Source organism: Caballeronia sp. LZ019 (genome assembly GCF_031450825.1).
Taxonomy (GTDB): domain Bacteria; phylum Pseudomonadota; class Gammaproteobacteria; order Burkholderiales; family Burkholderiaceae; genus Caballeronia.
Genome location: NZ_JARTVZ010000002.1, coordinates 648,717 through 661,405, shown reverse-complemented (window position 1 = coordinate 661,405; position 12,689 = coordinate 648,717). Strand labels below are relative to the sequence as shown.

At 63.6% G+C, this 12,689-nt stretch carries 10 protein-coding genes; 4 read left to right on the top strand and 6 right to left on the bottom strand.

The features are described from left to right. Window positions 1-2 precede the first annotated feature (2 nt). Both P9255_RS05975 and P9255_RS05970 read right to left on the bottom strand, forming a co-directional pair. Entirely contained in the window at window positions 3-1,640 is a 1,638-nt protein-coding gene (locus tag P9255_RS05975; RefSeq protein ID WP_309789248.1) for a peptide ABC transporter substrate-binding protein, read from the bottom strand. Window positions 1,641-1,975: 335 nt separating this feature from the next. Continuing rightward, on the bottom strand, window positions 1,976-2,449 hold the full coding sequence (locus tag P9255_RS05970; protein ID WP_309766009.1) for a VOC family protein: 474 nt from the start codon (window positions 2,447-2,449) through the stop codon (window positions 1,976-1,978). Window positions 2,450-2,609: 160 nt separating this feature from the next. On the opposite strand from P9255_RS05970, the gene P9255_RS05965 reads away from it, so the two are divergent. The 3 genes from P9255_RS05965 to P9255_RS05955 all read left to right on the top strand — a co-directional run bounded on the left by P9255_RS05965 (window position 2,610) and on the right by P9255_RS05955 (window position 6,840). Next, window positions 2,610-3,371 (top strand): glucose 1-dehydrogenase, encoded by a 762-nt coding sequence (locus tag P9255_RS05965; protein WP_309766008.1) that lies wholly within the window; start codon window positions 2,610-2,612, stop codon window positions 3,369-3,371. 53 nt (window positions 3,372-3,424) lie between these two features. Next, on the top strand, window positions 3,425-5,152 hold the full coding sequence (gene ggt / locus P9255_RS05960) for a gamma-glutamyltransferase (RefSeq protein WP_309789246.1): 1,728 nt from the start codon (window positions 3,425-3,427) through the stop codon (window positions 5,150-5,152). Window positions 5,153-5,439: 287 nt separating this feature from the next. Continuing rightward, the gene (locus tag P9255_RS05955) at window positions 5,440-6,840 is read left to right on the top strand and encodes an NCS2 family permease (protein ID WP_309789245.1); all 1,401 of its coding nucleotides are present in this window, start codon (window positions 5,440-5,442) and stop codon (window positions 6,838-6,840) included. A gap of 76 nt (window positions 6,841-6,916) precedes the next feature. On the opposite strand, the gene P9255_RS05950 is transcribed toward P9255_RS05955, so the two are convergent. The 4 genes from P9255_RS05950 to P9255_RS05935 form a co-directional block, all read right to left on the bottom strand. Continuing rightward, window positions 6,917-7,573 carry a hypothetical protein gene (locus tag P9255_RS05950; protein ID WP_309766004.1) on the bottom strand — a complete coding sequence of 219 codons (657 nt, stop codon included), beginning with the start codon at window positions 7,571-7,573 and terminating at the stop codon, window positions 6,917-6,919. Window positions 7,574-8,180: 607 nt separating this feature from the next. Next, a complete protein-coding gene (locus P9255_RS05945; protein ID WP_309766003.1) occupies window positions 8,181-9,302 on the bottom strand; it encodes a succinylglutamate desuccinylase/aspartoacylase family protein in 1,122 nt (373 codons plus the stop codon). Window positions 9,303-9,391: 89 nt separating this feature from the next. Then, on the bottom strand, window positions 9,392-10,201 hold the full coding sequence (locus tag P9255_RS05940; RefSeq protein ID WP_309766002.1) for an ABC transporter substrate-binding protein: 810 nt from the start codon (window positions 10,199-10,201) through the stop codon (window positions 9,392-9,394). Window positions 10,202-10,329: 128 nt separating this feature from the next. Next, window positions 10,330-11,415, bottom strand: a complete 1,086-nt coding sequence (locus P9255_RS05935) for an ionic transporter y4hA (RefSeq protein WP_309789244.1) — start codon at window positions 11,413-11,415, stop codon at window positions 10,330-10,332. Window positions 11,416-11,683: 268 nt separating this feature from the next. Between P9255_RS05935 and P9255_RS05930 the strand changes: the two genes are divergently transcribed. Next, window positions 11,684-12,658, top strand: coding sequence for a sensor domain-containing diguanylate cyclase (locus P9255_RS05930; protein WP_309766000.1), 975 nt, complete (start codon window positions 11,684-11,686; stop codon window positions 12,656-12,658). Window positions 12,659-12,689: the final 31 nt, after the last annotated feature.

The window sequence follows — 12,689 nt, the reverse complement described above, 5'->3', positions numbered from 1 at the left end:
CGTCAGTGCTTGACGATGTAGAGATCCTTGCTGGCGTAATGATCCATCGGGTTCTTCAGCGAATAGCCGCCCACGTAGCTCCTGACGAGGCGCGGCAGGCCGTATTGCAGCAGCGGGAGCATCGGGTAGTCGTCCATCACGAGCTTCGCGGCTTCGGTCAGCAGTTGCTTGCGCTTCGCCTGGTCAGTCGTTTCGCTGGCCTGCGCGATCAGCGCGTCGGCCTTCGGATTGCAGTTGAAGTTGTCGTTCTGCGTCAACTTGCACTGCACGAGTTGCAGGAAGGTCGTGGCGTCGTTGTAGTCGGCCACCCAGCCGTTGCGCGCAATCTGATAGTCGCCGTCATGGCGCTTCTTGAGCAGCACCTTGAATTCCATCGATTCGATATCGGTGGCGAGGCCCAGCTTCGTCTTCCATTCGGACGCCGCGAAGATCGCCATCTTCTTGTTGTAGTCGCTCGTGTTCATCGCGAAACGCAGCTTCGTGCCCGGCTTCACGCCCGCCTGCTCGAGCAGCTTCTTCGCTTCTTCGACGCGCTTGTTCATCGGCCACGAGGCCCACTCGTAGCTGGACACGTCCGCGCCGCTCACGCCCTTCGGCATCAGGCCGTACATCGGCGTCTGGCCGTCGGCGGTCACGCGCTGCGCGAGCAGGTCGCGGTCGATGACCATCGAGAGCGCCTTGCGCACGCGCACGTCCTTCAGCAGCGGATCGCGGTTGTTGAAGCTGTAGTATCGCGTGCCGAGAATCAGCGAGTTGCGCGTGTCGTTCGGAAACTGCTGGCGATACTTCGCATAGCTGCCCGTGGGCATCTGATACGTCATGTCGTTGTCGCCCGACTGGAAGAGCTTGACGTCGGTGTTTTCGTCCTCGACCGGGAGATACGTCACCTGCGTCAGTTGCACGTGGTCCTTGTCCCAGTAATTCGGGTTCTTCGTCAGCACGAGCTTGCTGTTGACCTGCCAGTCCTTCAACTGGAACGGACCGTTGCTGACGAGATTGCCCGGCTTCGTCCAGTCGCGCCCATACTTTTCGACGGTCGCGCGATGCACCGGCCCGAGATTGGGATTCGACATCAGTTCGGGCAGGAACGGCACCGGGCCGGCGGTTTTGACTTCGAGCGTGAGCGCGTCGATGGCGCGCACGCCGAGCGCGCTCACCGGCTTCTTGCCCGCGACGATCTCCGCGCCGTTCAGCAGGAACGGACCGAACACGTTGCCGTAAGGCGACGCCATTTTCGGGTCGATGAAGCGCTGGCATCCGTAGACGAAGTCGTTCGCCGTCACGTTCTGCCCGTTGGACCAGCGCGCGTTCTTGCGCAGATGAAATACCCACGTGACCGGGTCCTTCTGCTCCCACTTCTCGGCGACGCCGGGCATCACGGCGCCGTCGCCGTTGGTGACCGTCAGGCCTTCGAACAAGTCGCGTCCGAGATTCGCCGCGCCGACGGATTCGACGAGCGCCGGGTCGAGCGTCTCGACCTCGGAGCCGTTGTTGCGCACGAGTTCCTGCTTCGCGGCAAGCACGACGCCCTGCGGCACGATGGCGGCCACGGCCGGCAGCGACAGCGCGCCGAGCGCGAACGCCATGCCGGCGGCGGCCAGCGCCGTGCGATTGAAAGTGAGAGCGGCGAATGACTTCATCGGGTTCCTCCTGTTTGTCTCGTTCTTTTGCTTGTTGTGGATGCTTCACGCGTCGCCTGGCTTATCGCGCGCAGGCGAAGCGGACTGCACCAACCGTTAGGTTGCCTAACCAGGCGTGATTCGAATCACCGTCCGGAAGTGTCCCTGACGGCTTCGAAGTGTCTCGCGGCTGGGCGCGAGTATTTCGCATCAATAAGGCGGATGCCACCTACCTGAGCCGAAACATGACCAAATTTTGCGAATTTTCGTCCGCCCGGGCGATACGGATGGCTGTCGGCGCGCAGAGGCCGGCGCGGTCGTGATCGCGCCGGCCGGATGATTTCAATGCCGATGCGTCACGCCCCGTTGCCGAACAGCCGCTCGGCGCGCGCGCGCAGTTCTTCCGGCGATACGTCCTCCTTGTGCGTCGCGATCCACCACATGTGGCCGAACGGATCGCGCAGCTTGCCGCCGCGGTCGCCATAGAACTGGTCTTCGACCGGACGGACGATGGTCGCGCCTTCGTCGAGCGCGCGCTGCACGACGGCATCGACGTCATCGACATACAGATGCAGCATCACCGGCGTGCCGCCGACCGCGAGCGGGCCTTTCACGTCCATCTCCGGATACTCGTCGCTCAGATAAAAAGGATTGCCGCCGATCAGCAGTTCCGCATGGCCGATGCGCCCGCCCGGATCCTGCATGCTGAACACTTCGGTGGCGCCGAAGGCCTTCTTGTAAAAGTCGATGGCCGTGACGCCGCCCGCGACCGCGATGTACGGAATGACGCCGTGACGGCCTTCGGGGATGGGATCGACCTGTGCATTCATGTGTGCCTCCTGATTCTGGCGAAGGGTTGGGCGCGCAGACGACGGTTCATCGCGCGGCAATCGTCATGGTGCCGCTTTTGGCCGGGCGTGGCAAAGCGCCGGTTTGCCTCATACTGCGGGTTCGCAGCACCCATTTACATCCTTCGACCACGGAGCACACATGCACGATCTGAAAGGTAAATCGGTTCTCATCACCGGCGCGAGCACCGGCATCGGCGCTGCGGCGGCGCGCGCGTTCGGGCAATACGGCGCGAATGTCGCGGTGCACTACAACAGCTCGAAGGACCAAGCCGAAGAAGTCGCGAAGGACGTGCGCGCGCTCGGCGTTTCGGCGATCACCGTCGGCGCGGACGTTCGCGATTCGAAAGCCATCGACGCCGCCGTCGCCGCCACCGTCGAGGCGTTCGGCAAGATCGACGTGCTCATCAACAACGCGGGCAGTCTCGTGAAGCGCGAGCCGATCGCGTCCGTCACCGACGAGCTTTTCGACGAGATCATGCACATCAATGCGCGTTCGGTCGTGGCGTTCACGCGTGCGGCGTTGCCGTCGCTGCGCGAGGGCGGCGGCGGTTCGATCATCAACGTGACCTCTGTTGCGGCGCGCAACGGCGGCGGGCCGGGCGCGCTGCTCTATGCCGCGTCGAAGGGCTTCGTCAGCACGATCACCAAGGGCATGGCGAAGGAACTGGTCGCGGATCGCATTCGCGTGAACGCGGTCGCGCCGGGTGTCATCGAAACGCCGTTTCATGAGCGATTCACGACGCCGGAGCAACTGGACGCGTTCCGCAAAGCCATTCCGATGGGCTTCGTCGGCGAGCCGGACGATTGCAGCGGCGCGTTCCTCTATCTCGCGTCGGAGGCGATGTCGCGGTACGTGACGGGGCAAATCATCGACGTGAACGGCGGCCAGTTGATGCCCTAATCGTGTTATAAGCGCTAACCCATTGTCGAGGAAGGAGAACGCAGGAGATGCCGTTGAACCAGCAACATCGCTTTCGATCCCTCGCGCTCACGGCCATGGCCGCCGCCGCGTTCAGCGTGGCCGGCTTCGTCGAGAGCACGCCCGCTCATGCCCGCGCGCCGCAAGCGCAGCCACAGGTACTGACCGCCTCGGCGGTGGCCGTCGCCGACAAATATGCCGCCGATACCGCCGCCCAGATATTCCGCCAGGGCGGCAATGCCGTCGATGCGGCCGTGGCGATCGCGTTCTCGCTGGCGGTCACCTATCCGGAGGCGGGCAACATCGGCGGCGGCGGCTTCATGACGCTGTACGTCGACCATCGTCCGTACTTCCTCGACTACCGCGAACGCGCGCCCATCGCCGCCACGCGCAACATGTATCTCGACGACAAGGGCGAAGTCATCAAGGGCATGAGCCTCTACGGGCACCGCGCGGTGGGCGTGCCGGGCACCGTCAACGGCATGTGGGAAGCGCAGAAGCGCTTCGGCAAGCTCAAGTGGAAGCAGGTGCTCGCACCGGCCATCAAGTACGCGGCAGATGGCTTCGTCGTCAACGATCAGCTTGTCGAGCGGCGCGACCGCGCATCGAAGGAATTCGCCGGCAAGACGAACTTCGATCTCTATTTCGGCAGCATGAAGGCGGGCCAGGTGTTCAGGCAGCCCGATCTGGCCGACACGTTGCAGCGCATCGCCGACAAGGGCTCGAAGGGCTTCTACCAGGGCAAGACCGCCGAACTGATCGCCACGTCGATGACCGGCCACGGCCTCATCACCGAGCGGGACCTGAAGGAGTACAAGGCGGTATGGCGGCAGCCGGTGGTGGCGAGCTGGAACGGCTATCGCGTGATCACCGCGCCGCCGCCGAGCTCCGGCGGCATCGGCCTCGTGCAGTTGCTGAAGATGAAAGCGGACCTGAAGGACAAGTTCGAAGGCGTGCCGCTCGACTCCGCGCAGTACATTCATCTCGTCGCGGAAATCGAAAAGCGCGTGTTCGCCGACCGCGCGCAATATCTCGGCGACCCGGACTTTTACAAGGTGCCGGTCGCGCAACTGACCGACGACGACTACATCCTCAAGCGTGCGCAGGAGGTCAATCCCGATGCGCCGTCGGATACGAAGAGCGTCCAGCCGGGCCTCGGCACGTCCATGCCGGAGAAGGCCGAGACGACGCACTTCTCGGTCGTCAACAAGTGGGGCAACGCGGTGTCGAACACGTACACGATCAACGGCTACTTCGGTTCGGGCGTGATCGCGGAAGGCACGGGCATCGTGCTGAACGACGAGATGGACGACTTCTCCGCGAAGCCGGGCGTCGCGAACATGTTCGGCGTGGTCGGCAGCGACGCGAACGCCATCGCGCCGCGCAAGCGCCCGCTCTCGTCGATGACGCCGACCATTCTCACGAAGGACGACAAGGTCGCGATGGTGATCGGCACGCCGGGCGGCTCGCGCATCTTTACGTCGATCTTTCAGGTGCTGTCGAACGTCTACGACTTCAGGATGCCGCTCGCCGACGCAGTGGGCGCCACGCGCTTTCACCATCAACTGCTGCCGCCGAACACGATCTACCAGGAGCCGTATCATCAGCTCGACGCGGATGTCGTGAAAGAGCTCGAAGCAAAGGGCTATACATTCACGATGCAGGGCTTCAATGGCGACATTCAGGCCATCCGCATCGACGATACGACGCCTGAGCCGATGTCGGATCCGCGTGGACGCGGCGTATCGCAGGTCATCCGCTAACCCGTCTTGCCGGACTAGGCGTTTGCCCTAGTCCGGCCTTTGCTTCGACTGTTCACACGTCCGTTTTGCGTGGGTTTTCAGAAATATAAGAATGTTCGCATGGGCGGAATGTTTTTCTCGGGATTGGACCGCGTATCCCGTTCACCTAGTCTTTGCCTGACCGAGTGCAGCCTTCCGGCGATGCATGCGGCCCACATCAAGAAAATCATACGAGACGACCCTGACGACGGAGCTGCCGTGCGCGCACGGACATCCGTTTCAGCGTGCTGATAAAGGAGCAGCTCATCATGTTGGAATCCCCCGCCCGGCAGCTTGGCGACATCCCTTCCGCTGATCAGACAGACGAGATTCAGACGGCGCGCGACGGCTTCATCGACCGCTATTTCGGTATCTCGCGATCCGGCAGCACGCAGAAGCGCGAGGTCGTCGCCGGTGTGACGACGTTTCTCGCGATGGTCTATTCGGTGTTCGTCGTGCCCGGCATGCTCGGCAAGGCGGGTTTCGATACGAGCGCCGTGTTCGTCGCCGTGTGCCTGACGACGGCGTTCGGCTCGCTCCTGATGGGCGTGTGGGCGCGCTTGCCGATCGCCATCGGCTGCGCGATTTCGCTGACGGCGTTCACGGCATTCGGCCTCGTGCTCGGCAAGGGCTTGTCGCCCGCTGTCGCGCTGGGCGCGGTGTTCCTGATGGGCGTCGTTTTCACCGCGATCTCCATCACGGGCGTGCGCTCGTGGATTCTTCGCAACCTGCCGACGGGCGTCGCGCATGGGACGGGCATCGGCATCGGCTTGTTTCTGTTGCTGATCGCATCGAACGATGTGGGGCTGATCGTCAAGAATCCGGCGCCCGGCATGCCGGTTTCGCTCGGCCACATCACGGCCTTCCCGGTGCTGATGTCGGTGCTGGGCCTCGCCGCGATCTTCGGTCTGGAGCGCCGGCGCGTGCCGGGCGGCATCCTGCTGGTGGTCGTCGGCTTGTCGGCGATCGGTCTGGCGTTCGATCCGTCGGTGCGCTTTCATGGCGTGTTCGCGCTGCCTTCGCTGTCCGCGCCGGGCCATGCGTCGCTGATCGGCGCGATGGACATCAAGGGCGCGCTGTCGATGGCCGTGCTGCCGAGCGTCCTCGCGCTGGTGATGACCGCCGTGTTCGACGCCACCGGCACGATCCGCGCCGTTGCGGGCCAGGCTGGCCAGATCGACGCGAACGGGCGCATCGTGAACGGCGGCCGCGCGCTGACGGCGGATTCGCTGAGTTCGATCTTCTCGGCGTGCTTCGGCGGTGCGCCGGCGGCGGCGTATATCGAGTCGTCGGTCGGCGTGGCGGCGGGCGCGAAGACGGGGCTCGCGGCGAGCGTCGTCGGCGTGCTCTTTCTGGCGGTGATGTTCCTGTCGCCGCTCGCGGGCCTCGTGCCTTCCTACGCGACCGCGCCCGCGCTGATGTACGTCGGGCTGCTGATGCTCGGCAATGTCGCCAAACTGCATATGGACGATACCGTCAACACGATGTCGGGCCTCGTGTGCGCCGTCTTCATCGTGCTCACGGCGAACATCGTGACCGGGATCATGCTGGGTTTCTGCACGCTGGTGATCGGGCGGATCGTGGCCGGGGAATTCCGCAAGCTGAATGTGGGAACGGTGGCGATCGCGGTGGTGCTCGCGGTATTTTATTTGGGCGGCTGGGCGATCTGACGGGTTTGAATGTGAGAACGGCGCGCTTTGAGAAAAGCGCGCCGTTTGTTATTTCACGGACTTGCAGCGGAAGTGGTCAGGCGTTCTTTTGAAGATTCGCGATCTGCCGAATGCTTCTATCGACACGGAACATCACGAGCATCAGCACCAGCGTAATGAAAGAAGCGATGGCGCCGCCAATGATGCTAAGCGCCTTGAGTCCTTCCATATTCTTTGCGGTCGCCGCCTCTTGCGCTTTCGCCTTGTCTGCGGCGATGCGGTCCTTTTCTTTCTGATATTCGACGACGAACTGGCTAAAAACACCACCCGTCACATCGTAGAACTCGGCCTCGGAACCTTTGATGCGCTTGGCGACATCAGGCCGTGACAGCACTTCGTCCATGAATTTCGTTTGCGCCTTTACGAATTCCACGCCGTATTCTTCGCTTGCGGCCCAGCTATCGACCGCACTGCGCACCGATTCCATATGAGTTTCGTGTTCGGCGCCTACCAATTTCTTGCCGTGCGAATCTAGGACTCGAAACAACTCGTCAGCCAGTTTGGCGTTTTCACTGTTGTCGGAGCTTTTCTCTGCGGCAGACGATTCTTGACTCGAAGCGGATTCAGCGCTATCCAGGCGAAACGCCGATCCGCTGATGGTTTTAGCCTCACTGATTTCAGCCGGTTGCGCTCGGATATTCAGCCAGGCGGGTACGGCCAGCACGACGGCGTAAATCAGCGAAATGGTCGCCAATACCAGAAAGACAATGCGGAGAAGCTATTCTCGATTTTTCCCACGCAATTCACTTCCAAACCTCTTTTGATTTTTATGATTGCCTCACGGTCCGGCATGTGAGGCCGAACGCAAAACGAAAACGGCCGTCGATGCGGCCAGCGTCGATTTTCCCTTACGCGAAGACCAATGAGCGAAGGATTGTGTAATTTTTGATAGACCGAACGGAAGCGCGTTAATCGACATTTACGGAGCGAAAACAACAAAGCCCCCGAAAGCATGCGCTTTCGGGGGCTTTGTCCAATACTGCTCGATACTGCCTGAAACTCTGTGACCGGACGTATGGCGCGTCTTACTTGCGGCGATACGATTCAACGAGGATTTCGCAGTTTTGCAGATGCAGTTGCAAAGCACGATTCCACTCGCGAAGCACCGCAGCCTTCGCTGCGCGCACCCACGAACCGAACGAAACGAGCACAGATTGTTGAGCGGTGGTCTTCATGAGCGTCTCTCAGGGTAAGTAGCTAGGGGATAACCCTAACTATACGCCTTTCATGCTGCATTGCAACCAATTGTCAAAAAAAGCTACAACGTTCGCTGAAAAGTCGCCGGTCATTTTTCCTCTCAATCACGGCACCAGCAGGTCGCCTTCCCGCGCTGCCCCCTCACCCGCGATCCGCGCGACGAGCATGCCTGCCGTCGCAAAACGCGTCCAATGTCGCGCGTAGAGCACGCCGTCCGTCTGCGCGACGAGCGGCACGAGCCTGTCGTCCAGCGGGTCGAGAATTTCGGCGACGACATCGCCTGCGCGGACGGTATCGCCCACGTCGCAGGCATGCAGAATCACGCCGGATGACGGCGAATGCACGTAATCGCAGCCAGCGAGCGGCGTCGCGGGACGGCGCAGCGCGGGCGGCTCGGGCGCGTCGCCGTCGATGAAGCCGGCATGCGTCAGGTAATCGACAATCGCCTGAGCGTCGCGGGCGGCAGTGTCGTGCGATACGTCGCGCACGCCGCGCAGTTCCAGCGTGACGGGCGTGACGCCCGCCGGTATGGGAAACCGGCCGCCGAACGCGCCCCGCAGATAACGCCACGCGGACGCGCACGCCTCGTCGAAGGGCTCGCCGCCCGAGACATCCGCGAGCAGCTGCGCCTCGCTGCCGAGGTAACGCGCGAGCGGCTCGATCGACGGCCACGCTTCCGGCGTCGTGTAGAGATGCGGGACGGCTTCCCAGTCGCAATGCAGATCGATGACGACATCCGCATCGCAGGCAAGGCGCATCAGCGCGATACGTTGAGACTCCAGTTCGGTCGCGCCCGTCTGCGCCGCCAGATGCGCGCGCAGCGCCGCGCGAATCAGCCGCGCGTTGTGGTCGAGGTCGCCGGTCAGACGGCCGTCGAGTTGCATCGCGAGCGCGGGGCCGGGATCGGGAAAGCGCCGGTTGAAGTCATGCCCCGAGCGCATGTCGAAGCGCCCCATCTGCGCGCCGAACCAGTGCTGGTTCAGCCCCGCCGGATTGGCGACCGGCACGAGCACGATGCGCGCGTGCAGCCTGCCCGCTGCCTCAAGGTCGGCGAACCGCCGCCTGAGCAGCCACGCGACGACGATGCCCGGCAACTCGTCCGCGTGCAGCGACGCCTGAATATAGACCTTGGGCGCCTCGTAGCCCTGCGGCCCGAACCGATAGCTCGTGATCGCCCGCTCGGTGCCGGGCGACGCGCCGGCGAGCGGATGGCTGTGTACCTGCATCGGCGGAAATCCTTCAGAAAGCCGCGTGAGAAAAAAGAAAGGCACCGCGAGCGATGCCTTTTCGTGCTTGCGCCGGTGCGATCGAGCGCTTACTGGATGGACACGTCGGTCTCGAAGTACTTCGCCATGATGCGCTTGAACGTGCCGTTCTTCTGCAACTCGGCGAACGCCTGATTCAGGCCCTTCTGCAAGTCCGCGTCGCCCTTGCGCAAGCCGATGGCCGTGCCCGGACCGATGATCGCCTTGTCTTCGACGATCGACCCGACGAGTGCGAACGGCTTGCCCTGCGGCTTCTTCAGAAAGCCGATGGCGGCTTGCGCGGCGTCGGTGAACATCGCGTCGATGCGGCCCGCGACGAGGTCCGACTCCACCTGCTCCTGATCGCCGTACGCGACGACCTGCACGCCCTGCGGCTCCCACTTCGCCTTCGCGTAGCGTTCCTGCACCGTGCCCTGCTCCACGCCGACGCGCTTGCCCTTCAGCGCCTGCGCCGTCGGCAGAATCCCGGAGCCGGCGCGCGCCACGAGTTGCGCGTGGGTGTCATAGAGCGGAACCGTGAAGTCGATCTGCTTCAGACGCTCTTCGGTGATGCCCATGTCGGACAGCACGGCGTCGAACTTGCGGGCTTTCAGGCCGGGAATCATGCCGTCGAAATTGTTCTCGACCCACACGCATTTAACCTTCATCTGCGCGCAAAGGGCGTTGCCCAGGTCGATATCGAAACCGACGAGCTTGCCGTCCGCCTGTTTCGACTCGAACGGCGGATACGACGGATCGACGGCGAAGCGGATCTGCGTGATGTCCCTGGCGTGAGCGGCGAACGACGTGACGGCGACGGCGGCGAGCACCGCCCGCAGGGCGAACGATGCGGTCTTGCTGGCGAACTTCTTGTGCGACATTCCAATCCTTCGAGACATGCGGTAAATGCTGGCGCGCCGAGCCGGCAGCGGGCGCGCGATAGAGCCCTTGCGGGAAAACCCTGAAGTGTAACAAATCGGCACGCCGGCGAAGAGCACTTGAGCCCGCGTCATGGCACCACGGAGAGGAACAGGAACGCCGCGAAAATCACCAGATGCACGACGCCCTGCAGCACCGTCAACCGCCCGGTGCCGAGCGTGATGACCGATACGAGGAGCGTGAGCGCGAGCATCGTGATTTCCTTCGGCGCGAGGCCGAGGGCGATCGGCTGACCGATGGCGATCGACACGACGGCCACCGTCGGTATCGTCAGGCCGATGCTCGCCAGCGCCGAACCCAGTGCGAGATTCAGGCTCGTCTGGATGCGGTCGAGCCGCGCCGCCCGCACCGCCGCCAGTCCTTCGGGCAGCAGCACGAGCGCTGCGATCACGACGCCGACCACGGCCTCCGGCGCGCCCGCCGCTTCGACGGCTGCCTCGACCGCCGGCGAAAGCAGCTTGGCGAGTCCCACGACCGCCACGAGCGAAACCAGCAGGAGCGCGAGCGCGAACCACGCTTCGGCGTTGGTCGGCGGCGGCGCGTGCGGGGCGTCGTCCTCGGCGACGGCCGTTTTCGCGGCGGTGGGGAGAAAGTAATCGCGGTGACGGATCGTCTGCACGAACACGAAGACCACATACAGCACGAGCGAGATGACGCCCACGAAAACCAGTTGCGAGGTCAACAACGCCGGCCCGACGACCGTGCTCGTGAAGTTCGGCAGCACGAGCGTCATCACGGATAACGCGCAAAGAATGGCAAGCGCCGCGCTCGCGCCCTGCAACTGGAAATCCTGCTCGTGATGCCGCAAGCCGCCCACGAGCAGACACAGGCCGACGATTCCGCAACTGCAGATCATGATCGCGGCGAACACGGTATCGCGCGGCAGGCCGGCTTTTTCCGGGCCGCCGGAGAGCATCACCGAGACGATCAGCGCGACTTCGATCACCGTCACGGCGATGGCCAGCACCAGTGTGCCGAACGGCTCCCCGACGCGATGCGCGACCACTTCCGCGTGATGCACGGCGGCGAACACCGCGAGCGCCAGCGCAACGGCCGACAGGCCCGTCATCAGCGCGTTGTGGACGAACGCGGCGGCGGCGAGCACGACAATCGCCGCGATCGGCGCGAGGATGGTCCAGTTCAGCTTGTGTTTCATCGGCGCTCCGGTGGATGGGTAAAGGGAATCGTCGTTTCAGGACTTGCGCGATACGGCGAGGTAATCCGACCGGCCCGCGCTGCAAGCGTGCCATGAGAGCGCTGCGCCAGACAGCCGCATGTCTCGGGCATGATAGCCGCCGGAAACGGCCGGCGCGCGGCATCGCGGTTGGATTCTCGACAATCCGACCGCAGATTTCGTATTTGCCGGACAATATGTTCACTTGCATCGATCATCGCGCAACCCTGCAGGAGGAACAGGAGACTTCATGCTCGTCGCCCCGAAACCCGAGAACGAATCGACCCGCCTTGCCACGCTGCGCACGCTGCGTATCCTCGACACCCCGCCCGAAGAACGCTTCGACCGGCTTACACGCCTCGCGCGGCATCTGTTCGATGTGCCCATCGCGCTCGTAAGCCTCATCGACGAAAATCGCCAGTGGTTCAAGTCCTGCACAGGACTCGAAGCGCGCGAGACGCCGCGTGATGTGTCGTTCTGCTCGCACGCCATCCTGCAGGACGACCTGCTGATGATTCCCGACGCCCGCGCCGATAACCGCTTCCGCGACAATCCGCTCGTCGTCGGGGAGCCGCACATTCGCTTCTATGCAGGCCAGCCGCTCACCGTGCCCAACGGCGCGCGGCTCGGTACGCTGTGCCTCATCGACCGGCGTCCGCGCACGCTCGACGCCGCGCAGCGCGGGCTGCTGCTCGATCTTGCGCATATCGCGGAACAGGAACTGGCGGCGATCGAGCTCGCCACCGTCGACGACCTCACGCTCATCCCGAACCGTCGCGGCTTCGAAGCGCTCGCGCAACATGCGCTGAACGTGTGCCGGCGCATGGGGCGCCGCGCATCGCTGCTGTTCTTCGATCTCGACGGCTTCAAGCAGATCAACGATACGTACGGCCACGTCGAAGGCGACCGCGCGCTCGCGACCTTCGCCGCCGCGCTGCGCACTTCGTTCCGGCAGACCGATGTGATCGGCCGGCTGGGCGGCGACGAATTCGTCGCGCTTCTGACCGATGCCGGCGACGATGAAACGTCCCGCGCGCTCGATCGCCTGCGGGTGACGCTCGACGGCCACGAAGCGACAGCCGAGCGCGGCTACGACATCCGCTTCAGCGTGGGACAGACGCAGTACGATCCCGCGCGCCATGCGACGGTCATCGACCTGCTCGCGGCCAGCGACAGCCGGATGTACGCGCACAAGATGGCGCAAAAAAACGGCCTGCGGCATTGATGCGCGCAGGCCGTCGCGGGAAACGCGGGCG

Excerpts from the sequence above, each read along its gene's own strand:
- P9255_RS05975 (WP_309789248.1), bottom strand. The coding sequence starts at position 1,640 with ATGAAGTCATTCGCCGCTCTCACTTTCAATCGCACGGCGCTGGCCGCC.
- P9255_RS05970 (WP_309766009.1), bottom strand. The coding sequence starts at position 2,449 with ATGAATGCACAGGTCGATCCCATCCCCGAAGGCCGTCACGGCGTCATT.
- P9255_RS05965 (WP_309766008.1), top strand. The coding sequence starts at position 2,610 with ATGCACGATCTGAAAGGTAAATCGGTTCTCATCACCGGCGCGAGCACC.
- P9255_RS05955 (WP_309789245.1), top strand. The coding sequence starts at position 5,440 with ATGTTGGAATCCCCCGCCCGGCAGCTTGGCGACATCCCTTCCGCTGAT.
- P9255_RS05945 (WP_309766003.1), bottom strand. The coding sequence starts at position 9,302 with ATGCAGGTACACAGCCATCCGCTCGCCGGCGCGTCGCCCGGCACCGAG.
- P9255_RS05940 (WP_309766002.1), bottom strand. The coding sequence starts at position 10,201 with ATGTCGCACAAGAAGTTCGCCAGCAAGACCGCATCGTTCGCCCTGCGG.
- P9255_RS05935 (WP_309789244.1), bottom strand. The coding sequence starts at position 11,415 with ATGAAACACAAGCTGAACTGGACCATCCTCGCGCCGATCGCGGCGATT.
- P9255_RS05930 (WP_309766000.1), top strand. The coding sequence starts at position 11,684 with ATGCTCGTCGCCCCGAAACCCGAGAACGAATCGACCCGCCTTGCCACG.